Source organism: Pseudomonas sp. Sample_23 (assembly GCF_004307595.1).
Taxonomy (GTDB): domain Bacteria; phylum Pseudomonadota; class Gammaproteobacteria; order Pseudomonadales; family Pseudomonadaceae; genus Aquipseudomonas; species Aquipseudomonas atacamensis.
In genome coordinates this window covers 63927-85702 of the sequence record NZ_RCNX01000048.1, presented here as the reverse complement: position 1 = coordinate 85702, position 21776 = coordinate 63927, and the positions used below count along the sequence as shown (strand labels likewise).

General features: G+C 59.7%; 22 protein-coding genes. 15 read left to right on the top strand and 7 right to left on the bottom strand.

Going from position 1 to position 21776, the window contains the following annotated elements; all coding sequences use genetic code 11:
- Positions 1-178 precede the first annotated feature (178 nt).
- From D8U82_RS12955 to D8U82_RS12935, 5 genes are all read left to right on the top strand, one after another.
- Positions 179-1087, top strand: a complete 909-nt coding sequence (locus tag D8U82_RS12955; protein WP_016773533.1) for a sugar ABC transporter permease — start codon at positions 179-181, stop codon at positions 1085-1087.
- A complete protein-coding gene (locus D8U82_RS12950; protein WP_016773534.1) occupies positions 1080-1925 on the top strand; it encodes a carbohydrate ABC transporter permease in 846 nt (281 codons plus the stop codon). Before D8U82_RS12955 ends, D8U82_RS12950 begins: the two co-directional genes overlap by 8 nt.
- A gap of 2 nt (positions 1926-1927) precedes the next feature.
- A complete protein-coding gene (gene ugpC / locus D8U82_RS12945) occupies positions 1928-3088 on the top strand; it encodes a sn-glycerol-3-phosphate ABC transporter ATP-binding protein UgpC (RefSeq protein WP_024014060.1) in 1161 nt (386 codons plus the stop codon).
- Between the two features lie 193 nt (positions 3089-3281).
- The gene (locus tag D8U82_RS12940) at positions 3282-4631 is read left to right on the top strand and encodes a carbohydrate porin (protein ID WP_016773536.1); all 1350 of its coding nucleotides are present in this window, start codon (positions 3282-3284) and stop codon (positions 4629-4631) included.
- Positions 4632-4944: 313 nt separating this feature from the next.
- Entirely contained in the window at positions 4945-5799 is an 855-nt protein-coding gene (locus D8U82_RS12935) for a D-hexose-6-phosphate mutarotase (protein WP_073472039.1), read from the top strand.
- A 207-nt stretch (positions 5800-6006) separates the two neighbouring features.
- Here the strand turns inward: D8U82_RS12935 and D8U82_RS12930 are convergent, their stop codons facing one another.
- Positions 6007-6867 carry a MurR/RpiR family transcriptional regulator gene (locus D8U82_RS12930; protein WP_169842436.1) on the bottom strand — a complete coding sequence of 287 codons (861 nt, stop codon included), beginning with the start codon at positions 6865-6867 and terminating at the stop codon, positions 6007-6009.
- A gap of 226 nt (positions 6868-7093) precedes the next feature.
- Here D8U82_RS12930 and zwf point away from each other — a divergent pair, with 226 nt between their 5' ends.
- The 4 genes from zwf (at position 7094) to D8U82_RS12910 (ending at position 10686) form a co-directional block, all read left to right on the top strand.
- On the top strand, positions 7094-8560 hold the full coding sequence (gene zwf / locus D8U82_RS12925) for a glucose-6-phosphate dehydrogenase (RefSeq protein WP_016773537.1): 1467 nt from the start codon (positions 7094-7096) through the stop codon (positions 8558-8560).
- Positions 8547-9260 (top strand): 6-phosphogluconolactonase, encoded by a 714-nt coding sequence (gene pgl, locus D8U82_RS12920; protein WP_024014058.1) that lies wholly within the window; start codon positions 8547-8549, stop codon positions 9258-9260. The genes zwf and pgl overlap by 14 nt, the downstream gene beginning before the upstream one ends.
- 17 nt (positions 9261-9277) lie before the next feature.
- Positions 9278-9943 carry a bifunctional 4-hydroxy-2-oxoglutarate aldolase/2-dehydro-3-deoxy-phosphogluconate aldolase gene (locus tag D8U82_RS12915; RefSeq protein WP_016773539.1) on the top strand — a complete coding sequence of 222 codons (666 nt, stop codon included), beginning with the start codon at positions 9278-9280 and terminating at the stop codon, positions 9941-9943.
- A 170-nt stretch (positions 9944-10113) separates the two neighbouring features.
- On the top strand, positions 10114-10686 hold the full coding sequence (locus D8U82_RS12910) for a hypothetical protein (RefSeq protein WP_130902306.1): 573 nt from the start codon (positions 10114-10116) through the stop codon (positions 10684-10686).
- On the opposite strand, the gene D8U82_RS12905 is transcribed toward D8U82_RS12910, so the two are convergent.
- Entirely contained in the window at positions 10683-11864 is a 1182-nt protein-coding gene (locus D8U82_RS12905) for an aminotransferase class V-fold PLP-dependent enzyme (RefSeq protein WP_130902305.1), read from the bottom strand. The two genes, D8U82_RS12910 and D8U82_RS12905, sit on opposite strands and share 4 nt — an antisense overlap.
- Positions 11865-11894: 30 nt before the next feature.
- On the bottom strand, positions 11895-12131 hold the full coding sequence (locus D8U82_RS12900; protein ID WP_003227425.1) for a DUF3820 family protein: 237 nt from the start codon (positions 12129-12131) through the stop codon (positions 11895-11897).
- Positions 12132-12337: 206 nt separating this feature from the next.
- On the opposite strand from D8U82_RS12900, the gene D8U82_RS12895 reads away from it, so the two are divergent.
- Positions 12338-12805, top strand: coding sequence for a PA2169 family four-helix-bundle protein (locus D8U82_RS12895; RefSeq protein ID WP_016773542.1), 468 nt, complete (start codon positions 12338-12340; stop codon positions 12803-12805).
- Between the two features lie 292 nt (positions 12806-13097).
- Here D8U82_RS12895 and D8U82_RS12890 read toward each other — a convergent pair whose 3' ends face one another.
- Both D8U82_RS12890 and D8U82_RS12885 read right to left on the bottom strand, forming a co-directional pair.
- On the bottom strand, positions 13098-13568 hold the full coding sequence (locus tag D8U82_RS12890; RefSeq protein WP_003227420.1) for a MaoC family dehydratase: 471 nt from the start codon (positions 13566-13568) through the stop codon (positions 13098-13100).
- 44 nt (positions 13569-13612) lie between these two features.
- Positions 13613-14557, bottom strand: coding sequence for an alpha/beta hydrolase (locus tag D8U82_RS12885; RefSeq protein ID WP_125926437.1), 945 nt, complete (start codon positions 14555-14557; stop codon positions 13613-13615).
- Between the two features lie 225 nt (positions 14558-14782).
- Here D8U82_RS12885 and fadD2 point away from each other — a divergent pair, with 225 nt between their 5' ends.
- Entirely contained in the window at positions 14783-16471 is a 1689-nt protein-coding gene (gene fadD2, locus D8U82_RS12880) for a long-chain-fatty-acid--CoA ligase FadD2 (RefSeq protein WP_130902304.1), read from the top strand.
- Positions 16472-16820: 349 nt separating this feature from the next.
- Positions 16821-18518: a long-chain-fatty-acid--CoA ligase FadD1 gene (fadD1, locus tag D8U82_RS12875; protein ID WP_024014053.1), complete on the top strand. Its 1698-nt coding sequence runs from the start codon at positions 16821-16823 to the stop codon at positions 18516-18518.
- Between the two features lie 237 nt (positions 18519-18755).
- Here fadD1 and D8U82_RS12870 read toward each other — a convergent pair whose 3' ends face one another.
- Positions 18756-19133, bottom strand: a complete 378-nt coding sequence (locus D8U82_RS12870) for a hypothetical protein (protein WP_016775519.1) — start codon at positions 19131-19133, stop codon at positions 18756-18758.
- 194 nt (positions 19134-19327) lie between these two features.
- On the opposite strand from D8U82_RS12870, the gene D8U82_RS12865 reads away from it, so the two are divergent.
- The 3 genes from D8U82_RS12865 to def all read left to right on the top strand — a co-directional run bounded on the left by D8U82_RS12865 (position 19328) and on the right by def (position 21175).
- A complete protein-coding gene (locus D8U82_RS12865; protein WP_016775518.1) occupies positions 19328-19519 on the top strand; it encodes a CsbD family protein in 192 nt (63 codons plus the stop codon).
- 163 nt (positions 19520-19682) lie between these two features.
- The gene (locus D8U82_RS12860) at positions 19683-20639 is read left to right on the top strand and encodes a YihY/virulence factor BrkB family protein (RefSeq protein WP_123443670.1); all 957 of its coding nucleotides are present in this window, start codon (positions 19683-19685) and stop codon (positions 20637-20639) included.
- Entirely contained in the window at positions 20636-21175 is a 540-nt protein-coding gene (gene def / locus D8U82_RS12855) for a peptide deformylase (RefSeq protein WP_130902303.1), read from the top strand. The genes D8U82_RS12860 and def overlap by 4 nt, the downstream gene beginning before the upstream one ends.
- Before the next feature lie 115 nt (positions 21176-21290).
- Here the strand turns inward: def and D8U82_RS12850 are convergent, their stop codons facing one another.
- Entirely contained in the window at positions 21291-21713 is a 423-nt protein-coding gene (locus D8U82_RS12850; RefSeq protein WP_125926440.1) for a GNAT family N-acetyltransferase, read from the bottom strand.
- Positions 21714-21776: the final 63 nt, after the last annotated feature.

The following is a 21776-nucleotide window of genomic DNA, read 5'->3' as shown; positions in this document are numbered from 1 at the left end:
AAGCCGACCCGGCCGATGCGGCGAAGAAACTCGGCGCGGCGGTTCAGTCGGCCAAATAGGCGCCTTGACGGCGAGCTGCAAGCTTCAAGCTTCAAGCTGCAAGTTAAAGGCTTGCGCGCTGCTGGTCTTGTAGCTTGCAGCTTGCAGCTGTTCTTCTCTTTCTTTTCTGGATTTGCTCATGAGTTCTGTTGCTGTGTTCAGCAAGGCCTCGCCGTTCGATGCATTGCAGCGCTGGCTACCGAAACTGGTGCTGGCGCCGAGCATGTTCATCGTGCTGGTGGGCTTCTATGGCTACATCCTGTGGACGTTCATTCTGTCGTTCACCACCTCGACCTTCCTGCCCAACTACAAGTGGGCCGGCCTGGCGCAATACGCGCGGTTGTTCGACAACGATCGCTGGTGGGTGGCGAGCAAGAACCTCGCCGTGTTCGGCGGCATGTTCATCGGCATCACTCTGGTGATCGGCGTGTTGCTGGCGGTGTTCCTCGACCAGCGCATCCGTCGCGAAGGCTTTATCCGCACCATTTACCTGTACCCGATGGCGCTCTCGATGATCGTCACTGGTACCGCGTGGAAATGGCTGCTCAACCCGGGCATGGGCCTGGACAAATTGTTGCGTGACTGGGGCTGGGAAGGTTTCCGTCTGGACTGGCTGATCGACCCTGATCGCGTGGTCTACTGCCTGGTGATTGCCGCTGTGTGGCAAGCCTCGGGCTTCATCATGGCGATGTTCCTCGCCGGCCTGCGTGGCGTCGATCAATCGATCATCCGTGCTGCGCAGATCGACGGCGCGAGCATGCCGCGCATCTACTGGAAAGTCGTGCTGCCAAGCCTGCGTCCGGTGTTCTTCAGTGCGGTGATGATCCTCGCGCACATCGCGATCAAGAGCTTCGACCTCGTTGCGGCAATGACCGCCGGCGGCCCGGGTTATTCCTCCGACCTGCCAGCGATGTTCATGTATTCCTTCACCTTCAGTCGCGGCCAGATGGGCATGGGCTCGGCCAGTGCGATTCTGATGCTCGGTGCGATCCTCGCGATCATCGTACCTTACCTGTATTCCGAGCTGAGGACCAAGCGTCATGACTAGTCTTGCTGCCAAACCCGCTATCAGCTTCAGTCGCATCGCGATCTACGCGGTGCTGATCCTCGCAGTGTTCCTCTATCTGGTGCCGCTGGTAGTCATGTTGCTGACCAGCTTCAAGACCCCGGAAGATATCAGCACCGGCAACCTGTTGAGCTGGCCGACCGTGGTCAGCGGCATCGGCTGGGTCAAGGCCTGGGCCACGGTTGACGGCTACTTCTGGAACTCGATCAAGATCACCGTACCGGCGGTAATCATCTCCACCGCCATCGGTGCGTTGAACGGTTACGTGCTGTCGATGTGGCGCTTCCGTGGTTCGCAGTTGTTCTTCGGTCTGCTGCTGTTCGGCTGCTTCCTGCCGTTCCAGACCGTGCTGCTGCCGGCCTCGTTCACCCTCGGCAAGATGGGCCTGGCGAGCACCACCACCGGCCTGGTCTTCGTGCACGTGGTCTACGGTCTGGCGTTCACCACGCTGTTCTTCCGCAACTACTACGTGAGCATTCCCGATGCGCTGGTCAAGGCTGCGCGTCTGGATGGCGCCGGGTTCTTCACGATTTTCCGCCGCATCATTCTGCCGATGTCGACGCCGATCATCATGGTCTGCCTGATCTGGCAGTTCACCCAGATCTGGAACGACTTCCTGTTCGGGGTGGTGTTCTCCAGCGGTGATTCGCAACCGATCACCGTGGCGCTGAACAACCTGGTCAACACCAGCACCGGCGCCAAGGAATACAACGTGGATATGGCAGCGGCGATGATCGCCGGCCTGCCGACCCTGCTGGTCTATGTGGTCGCAGGCAAGTATTTCGTGCGCGGGCTGACGGCCGGCGCGGTCAAGGGGTAATCATGGCTACGCTTGAACTTCGCAACGTAAACAAGACCTACGGGGCCGGCCTGCCGGACACCCTGAAGAACATCGAACTGTCGATCAAGGACGGTGAATTCCTGATCCTCGTCGGCCCGTCGGGCTGCGGCAAATCGACCTTGATGAACTGCATCGCCGGCCTGGAAACCATCACCGGCGGCGCGATCATGATCGGTGATCAGGACGTCAGCGGCATGAGCCCCAAGGATCGCGACATCGCTATGGTGTTCCAGTCCTACGCGCTGTACCCGACCATGAGCGTGCGCGAGAACATCGAGTTCGGCCTGAAGATCCGCAAGATGCCCCAAGCAGCGATCGACGAAGAAGTCGCCCGCGTGGCCAAGCTGTTGCAGATCGAACACCTGCTCAATCGCAAGCCGGGCCAGCTCTCCGGTGGTCAGCAACAGCGCGTGGCGATGGGCCGTGCCTTGGCGCGGCGGCCGAAGATCTATCTGTTCGACGAACCGCTGTCGAACCTCGACGCCAAGCTGCGCGTCGAGATGCGTACCGAAATGAAACTGATGCACCAGCGCCTCAAAACCACCACGGTCTACGTGACCCACGACCAGATCGAAGCGATGACCCTGGGCGACAAGGTCGCGGTGATGAAGGACGGCATCATTCAGCAGTTCGGTACGCCGAAAGACATCTACAACAACCCGGCCAACCTGTTCGTGGCGAGCTTCATCGGTTCGCCGCCGATGAACTTCATTCCCCTGCGTTTGCAGCGCAAGGACGGTCGTCTGCTGGCGCTGCTCGACAGCGGCCAGGCGCGCTGCGAATTGCCGATGAGCATGCAGGACGCCGGGCTTGAAGATCGCGAAGTGATCCTCGGCCTGCGCCCGGAGCAGATCGTGCTGGCGAACGGCGAGGGCAATGGTCTGCCAAGCATCCGCGCCGAAGTGCAGGTCACCGAACCGACCGGTCCGGACACCCTGGTGTTCGTCAACTTGAACGACACCAAGGTCTGCTGCCGACTGGCGCCGGACGTGGCACCGCAAGTGGGCGAAAGCCTGACGCTGCAGTTCGATCCATCGAAAGTGTTGTTGTTCGATGCCAATACCGGTGAGCGCCTCGGCACTGCCGGCCAACCGCAGACCGATGCGCGGTCTGCGAACGTCGCCCAGTTCAAGGGGCGCTGAGGAACAAATGTGGGAGCGAGCCTGCTCGCGAAAGCGGTCTGACATCCAGCATTGATGTCGCCTGTTCCACCGCATTCGCGAGCAGGCTCGCTCCCACAAAGGAGCACGCGGTGTCCGGCCTGTCGAGCACTGCAATTTATGTAAACCGCGTTAGATAAAAACAGTTAATAACAATAAAGACGAGGATGTAGGGATGAAAAAGAAACACGTCAATGCCCGGTTGATCTGCCAGGTTTCTGCGGCAGCTGCACTGGTGCTGGCCGGTAATGCAATGGCGGCGGATGCGTTCAGCTCCGACTCCAAGTGGATGACCGGCGACTGGGGCGGCGAGCGCACCAAGCTGATCGAGCAGGGTATCGACATCAAGGCCGACTACGTTGGCGAGATGGGCGCCAACCTGAACGGCGGCTACAACGACGACAAGACCGCGCGTTACGCCGACCAGTTCGGTCTGGGCGTGGCCCTCGACCTGCAGAAACTGTGGGGCTGGGACAACACCCAGGCGAAGATCCAGCTGACCAATCGTAACGGTTACAACATCTCCAACGACCGCGTTGGCGATCCGCGTGCCGGCACCCTCAGCTCCTCGCAGGAAGTCTACGGCCGTGGCCACATGGTGCGTCTGACCCAACTGTGGATCCAGCACCAGTTCTTCGACAACAAGCTCGACGTCAAGGCCGGTTACTTCGGCGAAGGCGAAGACTTCAACACCTTCCCGTGCGACTTCCAGAACCTGGCGTTCTGCGGTTCGCAAGTGGGTAACTGGGCGACCAACATCTGGTACAACTGGCCCGTCAGCCAGGCCGCGATCCGTGTGAAGTACAACATCAACGACGAGCTCTACGCGCAAATCGGTGCGTACAACCAGAACCCGTCGCAACTGGAACACGGCAACGGCTTCAAGCTCAGCGGCAGCGGCACCAAAGGTACCGTGCTGCCGGTTGAATTGGTCTGGTCGCCGAAGGTCAACAGCCTGCCGGGCGAATACCGCGTCGGTTACTACAAGAGCACGGCCGATGCCGACGACGTTCGCGAAGACGTCAACGGTCTCGATGCGGCAACCACCGGTGATGACTACAAGTCGCACAACAGCAAAAGCGGTTACTGGTTCGTTGCGCAACAGCAACTCACCAGCCACAACGGTGATGCCACTCGCGGTCTGAACATCGCTGCCAACGCGACTTTCCACGACAAGGACACCAACTTCATCGACAACTACCAGTCGGTGATGTTTGTCTACAAAGGCCCGTTCGATGCGCGTCCGAAAGATGACATCGGTATTGGCGCTGCGCGTATCCACGTCAACAAGGACGTCAAGCGCAATGCTGAACTGCTGAACGCTGCCAACGGTGTGTCCGACTACGACAACGCCGCGTTCTCGCCGATTCGTGAGACCGAGTACAACTACGAACTCAACTACGGCATCCATGTCACCAACTGGCTGACCGTGCGTCCCAACCTGCAATACATCACCCATCCGGGCGGTGTGGATGAAGTCGATAACGCTTTGGTCGCTGGCCTGAAAATTCAGTCAACGTTCTGACGCGTCTGCGATAAGCTCCTCTCTATGTGCGCATTTTGCGGACAGCCAAGGCTGTCCGCTTTTTTTTGTGACACAGGTCAGATGTGTTGCTTGATGATTTTTTGTGGCTGGAGAATTTTTTGTGGCGAGGGGATTCATCCCCGCTGGGCTGCGAAGCGGCCCCAAATCCTACAAGCACAATCTGGCTGATACACCTCGGTGAATGGTATTCAGGGCCGCTTCGCGACCCAGCGGGGATGAATCCCCTCGCCACAAAGTGCTATGCAAGGCTTTTGGATTGATAAGTACCCCATGATTTTCAGGACCGTAGCCAATGCATGAGCATCCGCTGCAACGCTTCTTCAAATCCCTGCGCGAGCGACCGGTGTTCGCCTGGGAGCGCTATCAGATGCGCGACGTGTTGGTGATCGATCATCCGCTGTGTCAGGCGGTGTTCAGTCGTCAGGGCGCGCAGTTGCTGCATTTTCAGCCGCGCGGGCAGAAGCCGTGGTTGTGGTGCGCGGCGAAGTGGCCGCATGTCGGCGCGATTCGCGGTGGCGTGCCGGTGTGCTGGCCGTGGTATGGCCGTCATCCGAGCGAAAACGCGTGGCCGTCCCATGGTTGGGCGCGACTGCTCGACTGGAAACTGCTCGACAGCAGCAGCGCCGAGGATGGCGTGCGCCTGCACTGGCAATTACAGCTGTGCGACTGGCAGGTTGACCTGCATGCGCACCTTGGCGAACGCATGGAATTACGCCTGAGCACCGAGCATCAGGACGACATGCCGTGCCAGTTGAGCCAGGCTTTGCACGCTTACTGGCGTATAGGCGATGTTGGTGAGATAGCGCTGTCTGGGCTCGAAGGCGCGCAGGGTTATGATCAGTTGAATCGTCAGGTTTGCCAGCAGGAAGGCGAGTTGCGAGTCGATGGCGGCTGTCAGCGGGTGTTCCAGCACGACGGCGAATTGCAGCTCAAGGATCACGCCTGGCAGCGCGAGTTGTGCATCGATACCGGTGACAGCGGCGACACCGTCGTCTGGCATCCCGGCGCGCGGCCGTTGCTGGGGGTGAGCTGGGACGAGGTATCGGAATTCGTTTGCGTAGAAGCAGCAGCGGGCGGCACCGACAGCCTGCACCTGGCGCCGGGGGAGAAGGCGCATTTGAGTTTGCAGGCGTGGGCAGCGGCTTAGTGCGTCAAGTACACCGATACCCTCACCCTAGCCCTCTCCCAGAGGGAGAGGGGACCGAATGGGGGATGCTCAAGAATTACGCCGACGTGAAAGTGCAGTTCTGAATCCATAATCGACTGGATATTTCAGGTCGATGTACCGCGCAAGACACCTCGGTCGGCTCCCTCTCCCTCCGGGAGAGGGCTGGGGTGAGGGGGCTTTTGATCTTTAGTTGAATTCATCCCCAACCGGATACCGGCTGGCATTCAGGCTCTCTTTGATCTTGCGCAAATGCGGTTGGAAATCCACCCCGCGACGCAACGTCATCCCGGTCGCCAGCACATCCAGCACCGTCAACTGAATGATCCGCGACGTCATCGGCATGTAAATGTCGGTGTCTTCCGGCAACGGAATATTCAGGCTCAAGGTACTGGCCTTGGCCAGCGGTGAATTCTCCGCCGTCAGGCCCAACACCGAAGCACCGTTCTCGCGGGCAATCCGCGCCACTTCCACCAGCTCGCGGGTACGCCCGGTGTAGGAAATGATCACGAACAGCTCACCGGTGTGCGCCACCGAAGCAATCATTCGCTGCATCAGCACATCGGCATGCGCGGTGACCGCAAGGTTGAAGCGGAAGAACTTGTGCTGCGCATCCAGCGCCACCGGGGCAGAGGCGCCGAGGCCGAAGAAGTGGATCTGCCGGGCCTGGATCAACAGGTCGACGGCGCGGCTGATCAGGTTCGGGTCGAGTGCCTGGCAAGCACTGTCCAGGGAGGCGATGGCGCTGCCGAAAATCTTCTGCGTGTACGCCTCGGGATTGTCGTCAGCCTCGACCGCGCGGCTGACATACGCCGCGCCACTGGCCAGGCTCTGGGCCAATTGCAGCTTGAGTTCGGGATAACCGCTTACACCGAACGAGCGGCAGAAACGGTTGACCGTCGGTTCGCTCACCGAGGCGGCCTGGGCGAGGGCGGCGATGCTGAAGCGGGTGGCCTGCTGCGGGTTGAGCAGGATCACCTCGGCGACCTTACGTTCGGCCTTGTTCAGCTCTTCAAGGCGACTCTGGATCTGTTCCAGTAAATTTCGCACGCGGTCCATATGGAATTCCTGATTCACCGACGCAGAGTTGCGTCGGGCTATGCAAATTGGGCCTTTGATATGGCCCGTGACGGTGGCCTATCCTACTGATGCGTCCGGGCGACCACCACTCGGATTGAGTATTCTGCGAAAATGTTGTGGTTATTACTACATTTTCCCTTGAGTGATGCCTTGAAAAAAGGTATTTGTAGCTTAACTTGATAAAAGAACAAACATCATGCCTTCCATTACGGTTGAACCGTGCACCTTTGCCTTGTTCGGCGCGCTTGGCGATCTGGCCCTGCGCAAGCTGTTTCCTGCCCTGTATCACCTTGACGGTGCCGACCTGCTGCACGAGGACACGCGCATCATCGCGCTGGCCCGTGAGCCCGGCAGCGAGCAGCAGCACATGGCGTTCATCGCCGCCGAATTGCGCCGTTACGTCGGCAAAGAGCTGAACGAAACCGTGGCCGAGCGCTTTCTCGCGCGCCTGACCTATCTGCACGTCGACTTCCTCAAGGCTGAGGATTACGTGGCGCTGGCGGAACTGGCCGGCAGCAGCCAGCGCATGATTGCCTACTTCGCTACTCCGGCGGCGGTGTACGGCGCGATCTGCGAGAACCTCGAGAAAGTCGGTCTGGCCGAAAACACCCGTGTAGTGCTGGAAAAACCGATCGGCTCTGACCTGGAGTCCTCGCGCAAGGTCAACGATGCCGTCGCGCAGTTTTTCCCGGAAGACCGCACCTACCGCATCGACCACTATCTGGGCAAAGAGACCGTTCAAAACCTGATCGCCCTGCGCTTCGCCAACAGCCTGTTCGAAACCCAGTGGAACCAGAATTACATCTCCCACGTGGAAATCACCGTGGCCGAGAAGGTCGGCATCGAAGGCCGTTGGGGCTATTTCGACAAGGCCGGCCAACTGCGCGACATGATCCAGAATCACCTGTTGCAGCTGCTCTGCCTGATTGCCATGGACCCGCCGGCCGACCTGTCCGCCGACAGCATCCGTGACGAGAAAGTGAAAGTGCTCAAGGCGCTCGCGCCGATCAGCCCGGAAGGCCTGACCACACAAGTGGTGCGCGGCCAGTACATCGCCGGCCACAGCGAGGGCAAATCCGTTCCGGGTTACCTCGAAGAACCGAATTCCAACACCCAGAGCGACACCGAAACCTTCGTCGCCCTGCGTGCCGACATCCGCAACTGGCGCTGGGCCGGCGTGCCGTTCTACCTGCGTACCGGCAAGCGCATGCCGCAGAAGCTGTCGCAGATCGTCATCCACTTCAAGGAACCGTCGCACTACATTTTCGCCCCGGAGCAGCGTCTGCAGATCAGCAACAAACTGATCATCCGCCTGCAACCGGACGAAGGCATTTCCTTGCGCGTGATGACCAAGGAGCAGGGCCTGGACAAGGGCATGCAACTGCGCAGCGGGCCGCTGCAACTGAATTTCTCCGACACCTGGCGTAGCGCGCGGATCCCCGATGCCTATGAGCGGTTGTTGCTGGAAGTGATGAACGGCAATCAGAACCTGTTTGTCCGTAAAGATGAAATCGAAGCCGCGTGGAAGTGGTGTGACCAGCTGATCGCCGGGTGGAAGAAATCCGGTGACGCGCCCAAGCCGTATGCGGCCGGGTCGTGGGGGCCGATGAGCTCCATTGCTTTGATCACGCGGGACGGGAGGTCGTGGTATGGCGATATCTGATGTGCAACTGCCGACGGGCGTGACTGCCCGCGAATTCAACAGCCCGGTGCTGCTCGCCGAAGGCCTGGCGCTGAACGTTGCCAAGCAACTGAGCGACGCCATTGCTGCACGCGGCAACGCGGTGCTGGTGGTGTCCGGCGGGCGCAGCCCGGTAGCGTTCTTCCAGCACCTGGCCAAGCAGGAGCTGGACTGGTCGAAGGTCGTCGTGACCCTGGCCGACGAACGCTGGGTACCGGTTGAACATGCCGACAGCAATGCCGGCCTGCTCAAGCAGTATCTGCTCAAAGGCCCGGCAGCCAAGGCGCAGTTCCTCAGCCTCTACAGCGCGGCGGCCAACGTCGAGCAGGCTGCGGAACAGGCCGATCGTCTGCTCGGCGAACTGCCGCCGATCGACGTGCTGGTATTGGGCATGGGCGATGACGGTCACACCGCGTCGCTGTTCCCCGACAGCCCGAACCTCGCCGAAGCCCTGCAAGCCGATGGCACGCGCCGTTGCTGGCCGATGCTGGCGCCCAGCGTGCCGCGTCAGCGCCTGACCATGAGCCGCGCGCTGCTGGCCTCGGCCCGGCACAAGATTCTGTCGATTTCCGGTCAATCGAAACTGACCACCCTGAATGCCGCGCTGGCATCCGATGACGTTGCGGCCATGCCGGTGCGCGCGTTTCTGCAACCTACGTTAGAGATTTACTGGTGCCCATGAGCCAAGGAACAGCCGCTATGACAACCCCATCCCCGACCGTTTCCATGGCGGACAAAGTTGCCCTGATCGACAGTCTCTGCGCCAAGGCGCGGATTCTGCCAGTGATCACCATCGCCCGCGAACAGGACGTGCTGCCACTGGCCGACGCCCTCGCTGCCGGTGGCCTGACTGCGCTGGAAGTGACCCTGCGTTCGCAGTTCGGCCTCAAGGCCATTCAGATCCTGCGCGAACAGCGCCCGGAACTGATGACCGGTGCCGGCACCGTGCTCGACCGCAACATGCTCGCAGCGGCGGAAGCGGCCGGTTCGCAATTCATCGTCACCCCGGGCATCACTCGTGACCTGCTCGAGGCCAGCGTCGACAGCCCGATTCCGCTGTTGCCGGGCATCAGCAACGCTTCGGGGATCATGGAAGGCTACGGTCTGGGCTATCGCCGCTTCAAGCTGTTCCCGGCGGAAGTCAGCGGTGGCGTGGCGGCAATCAAGGCGCTTGGCGGCCCGTTCGGTGAAGTGAAATTCTGCCCGACTGGCGGCGTCGGCCCGGCCAATATCAAGAGCTACATGGCGCTGAAAAACGTCATGTGCGTGGGCGGTAGCTGGATGCTTGATCCGGAATGGATCAAGAACGGCGACTGGGCGCGCATTCAGGAATGCACCGCCGAAGCCCTGGCGCTGCTGGACTGATTGTTACCCGACACTTCGTTGTGTGCTTTACGGCTTTATGGTGCGCTTGGTCGGCGCACCTTTTTTTTGCGCTGAAAAAACTGCCGATACATGCGGCGATACATAGTTACTGCACGCTGTCTTTTTCACGGGGTTAATCTGCGTCCATCTTATGGAAGAGAGAACGCCTCATGGACGACCGTCAGTCTCTGACCCTTACACCACAATCCCGTTATCAACCGCAGCAACTTCCCCTCGGCCGCCCCGCAGCTGAATCTCAAGTGCGCAATATCAGCCAGGGGGTCGAAGGCCTGCCGCTGATCCTGCGTCTGTCGCTGGTCGATGCGATGACCAGTGAGCCGGTCATCGGCGCGCTGGTGCGCATTCAACAGCGTGTCGATGGCGACACCAGCCTGGGCGGCAGTCAATCGACTGATAGCCATGGCATCGTCCGCTTCACCAGTGTCTATCCGGATCGACCTGCGCACGGCGCTGTTTGCTTGAAGCTGAACGTATTCATTCCCGGCGACGAAGCAGGAGCGCAAGCTCACCACGAGGCCTGGGCCGGCACCTTGCACCTCCCAGGCCGCTGCGGCTGTGAAGCTGCCGCCGAGGACGCCTTGCAGTTGGTATTGCGGCCGATCGCCGGCGCCGATCTTGAAGACGGCGCCTTCGCCAGCCTGACCCTCGGCATCGATACCTTCGCCGTGTCGGCGCAGTTGGGTCTTGAAGGCTACGAAAAAAACTCCGGTGTGCCGTTCTAGCGCAGCTGGTTCAATGCGTGGACCAACTGCTCCATCTCGCCAGCCGTGGTGGTCAGCCCCGGGGTGATGCGAATGCACGGCCCGCATGCGGCGCCGGTGCGCACCACGGTGAACAGGTTGAATTCGCTGAGCAGCCGCTCGGCCATGGCCTGTTGATCGGCATGCCGGGTGAAGCGCAGCGCGGTGATCCCGCAATACAGTTGCGGGTCGTCCGGCGTCAGCACCTCGATGCCCGGCAGGTGCCGGACCCGGCTGACCCACAAGTTGCGCAGGTAATTCAGGCGTGGGCTTTTGGCTGCGGCGCCGCCGAGGGCGTCGTGCTCTTCGAACACCAGCGGCAAGGTCATCAGCGCCGGGATGTTCGGCGTGCTGTACGAGGTGCGCGCGCGAATATCGGTGACCGGGTAATGCATCTCGCCCATGTCCGGATCAATGTCGGCCAGACGCTGCGGAGCGATGTAGATGAAGCCAAGGGTCAACGGTGCGCCGATCCATTTGTGCAGGTTGTAACCGGCGAAGGCGATGCCCAACGCTTGCAGGTCAAATTCAATCTGGCCGAGGGCGTGGGCACCGTCGAGGATGATGTCGACGCCGTGCTCTTTGGCCAGTGCGGCGATGGCCTGCACCGGCATGACCAGACCGGTGCGATGGGTGACATGGGTCAGCGCCATCAGTTTGAGCTTCGGGTGGCGGGTGAAAGCTTCGCGGTAGCTTTCCAGCAGGCTGTCGAAACTGGCGGGATGGTGGTGGGTAATCTCGATGACCTCAACGCCACGCTGTTTCGCCAGCCAGCGCATGGCGCCTTTGACCGTGTCGTACTCAAGGTCGCAGATCAGCACCTGATCGCCCGGTTGCAGGCGATTGTAATTGCGGATCAGCGATTGCAGGCCTTCGGTGGCATTGCGCGTCAGCGCCACGCTTTGCGCGCGCACGCCGATCAGTTCGGCCAGTTGCGCGCGGATCTCAAGGTTGTCGTGCTGTTCAAAGCGCTGGCGCACATAAATCGAGTTGCTGGTGTTGATCAGCTCGATGTTGCGCTGGTACTCCTCGATCACCGTGCGCGACATGCGCCCGAAGTAACCGTTTTCCAGATTGACCGGGCCGGGCTGCACATCGTATCGGTCGGCGAATGTCTGCCAGAAGGCTTCGTCACGGGCGCGGCGGGTGTTGTCAGGCATGGTCGGCAAGGCTCAAGAGGGAAGGGCGCGTCAGTGGCGCGGGGCGGGTTTGCCGTGTTTGGCGCGCAGCGGTTCGAGCAGGTCGGACAGGCCGTTGTGGTCGATCTCCTGCATCAACGCCAACAGGCCGCCGAGTTCACCGTGGGGAAAGCCTTCACGGGCGAACCAGTTCAGATAGGGGCCAGGCAAGTCGGCAATGATCCGCCCTTTGTACTTGCCGAAGGGCATCTCGCGGGTGATCAGCAGTTCGAGTTTTTCCGGATTCATCAGCACGCTTCATCGATTCACATGACAGCCTGGAAAATACAGGCATTCTGCATGCAGGCCAAATGACAGATCATGCAAAAAACCAGCTTACAGATGGTTCAATCTTTCTTAAGTCGCTGAAAAAAAAGATATTTTTACCTGAAGCGAAGCTGGCACGCACACTGCAATATCCCTTGCATCTTCAACCCATCGCAAGGAATTGAAAAATGACCGACATGAATAAAGAAGCCATTTCTGTACTCAACGACCTGATTGAAACCTGCAAGGACGGTCAGGAAGGGTTCAAGACTTGCGCTGAAGACATCAAGCACCCAGAACTGAAAACCCTGTTCGTGCAGCGCTCCGCCGATTGCGCCACCGCAGCAGCCGAGCTGCAGGCTCAGGTACGTTCGCTGGGCGGTGATCCGGAAACTTCGACCAGCGTTGCCGGTGATCTGCACCGTCGCTGGGTCGACGTCAAATCCATGTTCACCGGTAAAGACGAAGAGGCTGTACTGAACGAAGCCGAGCGCGGTGAAGACCATGCGCTGAAGGCTTATCGTGAAGCTATCGAGAAGATCAACAAGCACAATCTGGTGGGCATCAAGGATCTGGTTGAGCGTCAGTACCACGGCGTACAACGCAACCACGACCAGGTGAAAGCCCTGCGTAACCAGGCTCGTGCCAACTCGTAAGAGTTAGTCGGCTGATAAAAAACGCCAGCTTGTCTGGCGTTTTTTTGTGCCCGCAGGAAAAGCCCCTCACCCTAGCCCTCTCCCGGAGGGAGAGGGGACTGACCGAGGTGAATGCCGGAGTTACGCCGACTTGAGCGATCTGAGTTGAACTCTGGTTCTGGAAGGTCTTGAAGATCGCCCGCGCCGAGCGCAGGATTTGAATCCGATGCAGATCAGCTCCCTTTTCCCCTCGCCCCCTTGGGGGAGAGGGCTGGGGTGAGGGGGTAGCAATCTACCTGACACTTCCCAATCATCAGCCAATACTGATCGCCGGCAATGTCGGCAACGTCACCGTCTGCTGTTTGCGCGGTGCGAGAATTTCGGCCTCGCCATCCACTACCAACTCATCACGCTGATTGAATACGCGAGTGGCAATGCGCACGCGGAATTTCGGCAGTTTCTCCAGAATCTCCAGGCGCACCGTCAACGTGTCGCCGATCTTCACCGGCTTCTGAAAGCTCATCTGCTGACCGATATAGATAGTGCCCGGCCCAGGCAGCTCGCAGGCTACCGCGGCACTGATCAGCGCACCGCTGAACATGCCGTGGGCGATGCGTTCCTTGAACATGCTGGCGGCGGCAAATTCGGCGTCCAGGTGCACCGGGTTGTGGTCGCCCGACATCGCGGCGAACAGCTGAATGTCGCGCTCTTCGACAGTCTTGCTGTAGCTGGCGGTCTGGCCGACTTCAAGGGCTTCGTAAGGGATGTTGGTAACCTGGGTCATCGGTTTCGATTCCTGTGACGGATTTCAGTCAATCCACAAAAAATTTATTCGCTGCGCTGTGGGCGCCGGTGGCTCAGGGCCTGGTCGATCCAGGCGAGCACATCGGTAGTCACTTCGTCGCGATTGCTTTCATTGAACAATTCGTGCCGGGCCTGCGGGTAGATCTTCAGTTGCAGGTGCTGGCTGCCGGCCCTGCGCAAGGCATTGGCCAGATCTGTCAGACGCTTGCCCTCGCTCACCGGATCACATTCGCCGCCAATCACCAGCAGCGGCAGGCCCGGATCGATCTGCGCGAGATTGGACGCTTTGCTGATTTGCTGCAAGCCGCCGAGCAGGTCGATCCACAACTGATTGGTGCAGCGAAAGCCGCACAGCGGATCGGCGGCGTACTTGTCGACCTCCGCCGGATCGCGGCTCAGCCAGTCGAAACGGGTGCGCACCGGTTTGAATTTATTGTTGAACGAGCCGAACGACAGCCACTCGATCAACGCGCTGCGGCCCTTGCCGCCCTGGCGCAGTTTTTCCAGCCGGGCGATCTGCCGGGCGGCGCGATACAGCGCCCCTGGCTGGTAATTCGAACCGCTGAGAATCGCCCCGTGCAGACTGGCGCTGTGGTGCAACAAATAGCCTTGGGCGATGTAGCTGCCCATGCTGTGGCCGAGCAGGATGATCGGCACGCCGGGATGTTGCTGGCCGATGTGCTGGTTGAGGCTGGCCAGATCGCCGACGACCTTGCACCAACCGTCGTCATCGGCGAAATGGCCGAGGGTGCCGTTGTCGGCGGTGCGGCCATGGCCACGCAGATCCGGGGCGTAGACGCCATAGTCTTTGTCGCAAAACGTGTCAGCGAGCCGCGTGTACCGAGCGCTGTGTTCGGCCATGCCATGGGCCAGCAGAATCACCGCTTTCAATGGCGTGGCCGGCAGCCAGCGGTTGACGTACAGGCGGCTGCGGTCACTCGCGTCCAGCCAGAAGGTGTCGTGGGTCATGGCGATTCCTTTGCTCAGCATCGCCACAGTGTATAGCGCGTCTGATCAGCTCACGCCACGGCAGGAAGATTCACGGGATCAATGAGGGCTTGCGTCATATTTGCCTCAATGGCCATAGCTGCTAGTGTCCGTGAAGCTCCGCTTTGTGCTTTTCGCCTTCCATGGACGAAGCAGAAACGACAGAAAGCGGCTCCCGGATCGGCTCAGGTAAAGAGGACAAGAACAATGCAACCTGATTTCTGGAATGACAAACGCCCGGCCGGCGTACCGCTGGACATCGACATGGGCGAGTTCAAGTCGGTCATCGAAGTGTTTGAGCGTTCCTGCAAGAAGTTCGCTGACCGCCCGGCGTTCAGCAGCATGGGCATCACCCTGACCTACGCCGAACTCGAGCGCCAGAGCGCGGCGTTCGCCGGTTATCTGCAGGCCCATACCGATCTGGTGCCGGGGGATCGCATCGCGGTGCAGATGCCCAACGTTCTGCATTATCCGATTGCCGTGTTCGGCGCGCTGCGCGCCGGGCTGATCGTGGTCAATACCAACCCGCTGTACACGCCACGGGAAATGCGCCACCAGTTCAAGGATTCCGGCGCGCGCGCGTTGGTCTACCTGAATCTGTTCGGGCAGAAAGTCCAGGAAGTGCTGCCCGACACCGACATCCAATATTTGATCGAAGCGAAGATGGGCGACCTGATGCCCACCGCCAAAGGCTGGCTGGTCAACACCGTGGTCAGCAAAGTGAAGAAACTGGTTCCCGAGTATTCGCTGCCGCAAGCGACCTCGTTCAAAAGCGCGCTGCGCATGGGCCGCGGCCTGGGCATCAAACCGCTGAACGTCGGCCTCGATGACATCGCCGTGCTGCAATACACCGGCGGCACCACCGGCCTGGCGAAGGGCGCGATGCTCACCCACGGCAATCTGGTGGCGAACATGCAGCAGGTGCGCGCCTGTCTGGCTCAGCTCGGCCCGGACGGTCAGCCGCTGTTGCGCGAAGGCCAGGAGGTGATGATCGCGCCGCTGCCGCTGTACCACATCTATGCTTTCACCGCGAATTGCATGTGCATGATGGTCTCGGGCAATCACAACGTACTGATCTCCAATCCGCGCGACATCGCCGGCTTCATCAAGGAGCTGAAAAACTGGCGCTTCTCGGCGCTGCTGGGTTTGAACACCTTGTTTGTTGCGCTGATGGATCACCCTGATTTCAAAACCCTGGATTTCTCCAGCCTGAAGCTCACCAACTCCGGCGGCACTGCACTGGTCAAGGCCACCGCTGAGCGCTGGGAGCAGATGACCGGGTGTCGCATCACCGAAGGCTACGGCCTGACCGAAACCTCGCCAGTGGCCTGCACCAACCCTTACGGCGATCAGTCGCGCCTGGGCACGGTGGGCCTGCCGGTGCCGGGCACGCTGGTGAAAATCATCAACGATGACGGCGTCGAACAGCCGCTGGGCGAGCGCGGCGAGCTGTGCATCAAAGGCCCGCAGGTCATGAAGGGTTACTGGAACAAACCCGAAGCCACCGCCGAAGTGCTGGATGCCGAGGGTTGGTTCAAGTCTGGCGATATCGCCGTGATCGACCCGGACGGTTTTGTGCGCATCGTCGATCGCAAGAAGGACATGATCATCGTCTCCGGTTTCAACGTGTACCCCAACGAAATCGAAGACGTGGTCATGGCCCACCCGAAAGTCGCCAACTGCGCGGTCATCGGCGTGCCGGACGAACGTTCGGGAGAGGCGGTGAAGCTGTTTGTGGTAGCGCGGGAGAGCGGGGTCAGCCTGGAAGAGCTGAAGGCGTACTGCAAAGAGAATTTCACGGCCTACAAGGTGCCGAAACATATCGTGTTGCGTGAGTCGTTGCCGATGACGCCTGTAGGGAAAATTCTGCGGCGCGAGTTGCGGGATATCGCATAAAGGTTACAAGCGAAAAGATCGCAGCCTTCGGTAGCTCCTACAGGAAACGCATTCCAAAATGTAGGAGCTGCCGAATGCTGCGATCTTTTGCTTTTACACCCCATGACTACGGGGCTTTCACGGTTTAATAGGATTTTTGCTCTAAAATGACCGCTGGCAAGTCTTGAGTCATCAATATGACTGTAGGGGCCTCTTTTGGCTCTGGTCGACCCTTGGCAAAGCTGCTACTCTCGGCGCGCTTTGTGACTTCTCGGCCTGTAAAACGCCGGATTCACCAATACAAAACACACACCAATAATAATCGCATCAAATGCGGTGAAGAATTCGCGTTGCTGAGGAGTGGGCTTCCATGATCGAAGACTTTTGGAAGGATAAGTACCCGGCTGGAATCGCAGCCGAGATCAATCCAGACGAGTATCCGAACATTCAGGCAGTGTTGAAGCAATCCTGCCAACGCTTCGCCAACAAACCGGCTTTCAGCAACCTCGGCAAGACAATCACCTACGGTGAGCTGTACGAGCTGTCCGGGGCCTTTGCCGCGTATCTGCAACAGCATACCGACTTGCAGCCCGGTGATCGAATCGCCGTGCAACTGCCCAACGTCCTCCAGTACCCGGTCGCGGTCTTCGGTGCCATTCGCGCCGGGCTGATCGTGGTCAACACCAACCCGCTGTACACCGCGCGGGAAATGGAACACCAATTCAACGACTCCGGCGCCAAAGCCCTGGTGTGCCTGGCGAACATGGCGCACCTGGCCGAAGCCGTGGTGCCGAAGACCGGCGTCAAGCACGTCATCGTCACCGAAGTCGCCGACTTGCTGCCGCCGATCAAGCGCCTGCTGATCAACAGCGTCATCAAGTACGTGAAGAAAATGGTCCCGGCCTATCACTTGCCCAAAGCCATCAAATTCAACGACGTCCTGAGCAAGGGCCACGGCCAGCCAGTGGCCGAAGCCAACCCGGACAGCGGCGATGTCGCGGTGCTGCAATACACCGGCGGCACCACCGGCGTGGCCAAGGGCGCGATGCTGACGCACCGCAACCTGGTCGCCAACATGCTGCAATGCAAGGCGCTGATGGGCTCCAACCTCAACGAAGGCTGCGAGATCCTGATCACGCCGCTGCCGCTGTATCACATCTATGCGTTCACCTTTCATTGCATGGCGATGATGCTGATCGGCAACCACAACATCCTGATCAGCAACCCGCGCGACCTGCCGGCGATGGTCAAGGAGCTGTCGAAGTGGAAGTTCAGCGGTTTTGTCGGTCTGAACACGCTGTTCGTGGCGCTGTGCAACAACGAAGGTTTCCGCAAGCTGGATTTCTCCGCGCTGAAAGTCACCCTGTCCGGCGGCATGGCCCTGCAACTGGCTGCGGCCGAGCGCTGGAAAGCCGTGACCGGTTGCGCCATCTGCGAAGGCTACGGCATGACCGAAACCAGCCCGGTGGCCACGGTCAACCCGATCCAGCACATCCAGATCGGCACCATTGGCATTCCGGTACCGTCGACCCTGTGCAAAGTCATTGACGATGCCGGTGTCGAGCAGCCGCTGGGCGAAATCGGCGAGTTGTGCGTCAAAGGCCCGCAAGTGATGAAGGGTTACTGGCAGCGTCAGGAAGCCACCGATGAAATGCTCGACAGCGACGGCTGGCTGAAAACCGGTGACATCGCGCTGATCCAGCCGGACGGCTACATGCGCATCGTCGATCGCAAGAAAGACATGATTCTGGTGTCAGGCTTCAACGTCTATCCGAACGAACTGGAAGACGTGCTGGCGACTTTGCCGGGCGTGTTGCAGTGTGCGGCGATCGGCGTGCCGGACGAGAAGTCGGGTGAGGCGATCAAGATTTTCATCGTCGCCAAACCGGGAGTGACCCTGACCAAAGAACAGGTCATGGACCACATGCGCGCCAACGTTACCGGCTACAAAGTGCCGCGTTCGGTGGAATTCCGCGATGCCCTGCCGACCACCAACGTCGGCAAGATCCTGCGCCGCGAATTGCGGGATGAAGAGCTGAAGAAGATCAAGGCCAAGTCTGCCGCGTAATAAAAAGCCCCGCAGATGCGGGGCTTTTTGTTGGTGCCGAGTAGGGCTTGAGTCATGCTTCGAGACTGCCCCTCACCCCAGCCCTCTCCCAGAGGGAGAGGGAGCCGATCAGGGATAATTCGGATCTTGAGTTCGGCTGGATATTTCAGGTTGGCATATTCCGCGAGAGCAACTCGGTCAGTCCCCTCTCCCTCTGGGAGAGGGCTAGGGTGAGGGGAACGGGCCGCGCCGCCAATATTACTGACGAAACGGTGCAAAATTCACATTGGTCCCCGCCGGTCGCATGTCCTGCAGATACGAATCCTTGTCCGCACTCAATTCCAGGCTCAGCGCTGCCTTGCGTTTGCCTTCGTTGCGAATCACCAAACCTTCGAGCTTTTCGCGCAGGAACACCGTCGGCACTTTCAGGTGCAGCAACTCATCGGTGGCCGGGGTGTGCAGCAGCAAGTGAATCCACTCGTACTGACCGATGGCCAGACGCGACACCGGCAGGTCGAACCACCAGATGTTGCGGTTACGGTTCAGTTCGGCGAAGTGGCAGTTGTTGGTGCCGAGCACGGCGCCGCCCAGTTCCTGGTTGCGACGGGCGATGGCCTGGGTTTTATTGAGCTTCATGACATTCCTGCGAATCGGTGTGCCGGGCTCAGCGCCCGTAGGCTGAGCATTCTCGGGGCAACGCCGGCAAACATAAAGCGCAACCTGCTTGCCACGACGAAATGCCGGCAAAATAAATGAAACTCGGCGCAAAGCGCACCGGTCAATCGTTACGTAATGACTTTTCTTCCCTTTATGCTTCACGGAGAAACACCATGAGTAGCACAGGCGATAAAGTAAAAGGCATGGCCAACGAAGCCGTCGGCAATATCAAGCAAGGCGTCGGCAAAGCTACTGACAACGATAAGATGCGTGCCGAAGGCAAGGTTCAAGAGAAAAAAGGTGAAGCCCAGCAAGCGGTCGGCAACGCCAAGGACGCTGTGAAAAAGGGCGTCGACAAGGCGTAAGCGAGCCTTGAACGAATCATACGAGCGGCCATCCAAGGATGGCCGTTTTTGTATCAGAACCCTGCGGTCATCCGCCAAAGGCTCGTCAACTAGGCTACCTTGAGGTAAAAAACGGCCCCTGAGTCGCCACGACTTCAACCTTTTGCGGCGCAAGGAGACGCGAATGATATTCCCGGACATGAAAGGTCTGCCCCTGCACCGGGTGATGGTGCGCACGGTCACTGAGTTCGTCGATGACGAAATGTCGACCTACGCCTCGGCACTGGCCTACCAGATGCTGTTCTCGCTCTTCCCGTTCATTCTTTTCCTGATCGCCCTGATCGGTTTCCTGCACCTGCCGGATTTCTTCTCCTGGCTGCGTCTGCAATCCGAACTGGTGCTGCCGCCGCAGGCGCTGGAGCAGGTCAACCCGGTGATCGATCAGTTGCAGCAATCCAAGGGTGGCCTGCTGTCGATCGGTATCGTGATCGCCCTGTACACCGCGTCCGCCGGCGTGCGCCTGATGATGAGCGCGATGAACGCCGCTTATGACGTGGTCGAAGGCCGGCCGATCTGGAAGCGTTTCCCTTTGTCGATCGTCTACACCGTCGGCATCGCCGGCATGCTGCTGATCGCCGCTGCGCTGATGGTGCTCGGGCCGCAGGTGATGGGCTGGATTGCCGCACAAGTGGGGCTGGAAGACTTCATCGTCACGGTGTGGACGATTGCGCGCTGGCCGGTGATCGTGATTCTGATGATGGTCGCGGTGGCGCTGATCTATTACGTGATGCCCGACGTCAAACAGGACTTCCGCTTCATCACCCCAGGTTCGGTGCTGGCTGTAGTGGTGTGGATCCTAGCCTCGTTGGGGTTTGCCTTTTACGTGAAAACCTTCGCCAACTACAACGCGATGTATGGCAGCATCGGGGCGATCATCGTGCTCTTGCTGTATTTCTATATTTCCGCGGCGGTGCTGTTGCTCGGCGCAGAAATGAATGCAGTGATCGAGCACATGTCCGCCGAAGGCAAGGACAAGGGCGAAAAGGCCCCTGGCGAGCCCGACGAATCCACCAAACAACACGTCTCGGGCCTGGGCCGCGATCATTCGCTCAAGCCGGACACTGACGAAGCGCGACCATGATTCGTGAAATTCTGAAAATGGGTGATGAGCGCCTGCTGCGCATCGCCGCGCCGGTACCACCGGAAATGTTCAACAGCGCCGAGCTCTGGCAATTGATCGACGACATGTTCCAGACCATGGAAAGCGTCGGCGGCGTTGGCCTCGCGGCGCCGCAGATCGGCGTCGACCTGCAACTGGTGATCTTCGGCTTCGAACACAGCGAGCGTTACCCGGATGCTGAAGCAGTGCCGCAGACGATCCTGATCAATCCGCTGATCACGCCGTTGAATCCACTGATGGAAGAGGGCTTCGAAGGCTGTCTTTCGGTGCCGGGGCTGCGCGGCGCGGTGGAGCGTTATCAGCAGATTCGCTACGAAGGCTTTGATCCCAAGGGCGAGCCGATCATGCGCGTGGCCTCGGGGTTTCATGCACGGGTGGTGCAGCATGAATGCGATCACCTGATCGGCCGGCTGTATCCGTCGCGGATTACCGATTTCAGCAAATTCGGTTTTACCGAAGTGCTGTTTCCGGACCTTGATCCCATGGCTGACGACTGATTGTCAGAACACCATCAACCCCTGTGGGAGCGAGCCTGCTCGCGAACGCGGAGTATCAGAACCAACTTCGGCGCTGACACACCGCATTCGCGAGCAGGCTCGCTCCCACAAGAGTTCAGCGTAAATCTGCGGGATTGAGTTCCATCGCAATCATCGGCTTGCTCCGCGCATACCGGCTCAACCGTTCGGCCATCGCCTGCGGCAGCGGCGGATCGAAGCTGAACCCGCGTCGCTCATAAAAACCGCGCAAATCAGGATGGCAAAACAGCCACACCGGCTCGTCCACCTTAGCAACCGCCGCAGCGATCAGTTGCGCAGCAATTCCCTGCTCGCGACACCCCGGATCAACAAACACCCCCGTCAGCCAATGCCCGCCCGCTACCGGCCGCAGGCACAGCGCCGCAACGATCTCGCCGCGCCGCGCTACCCACAACTGTGCCTCGCGCACGGCTTTCATCGACGACTGGTGGCTGCGGTAGAACTTGTTCATCAGCGGCCACAACGATTCGTCGAGCTGGCTGTAGTGGATATCGGACATGGTTCGGGCTGTCGCTGCGAAAAGCGCCGATTATAAAAGAACGCGCGCTTCGGGATAGGTGTA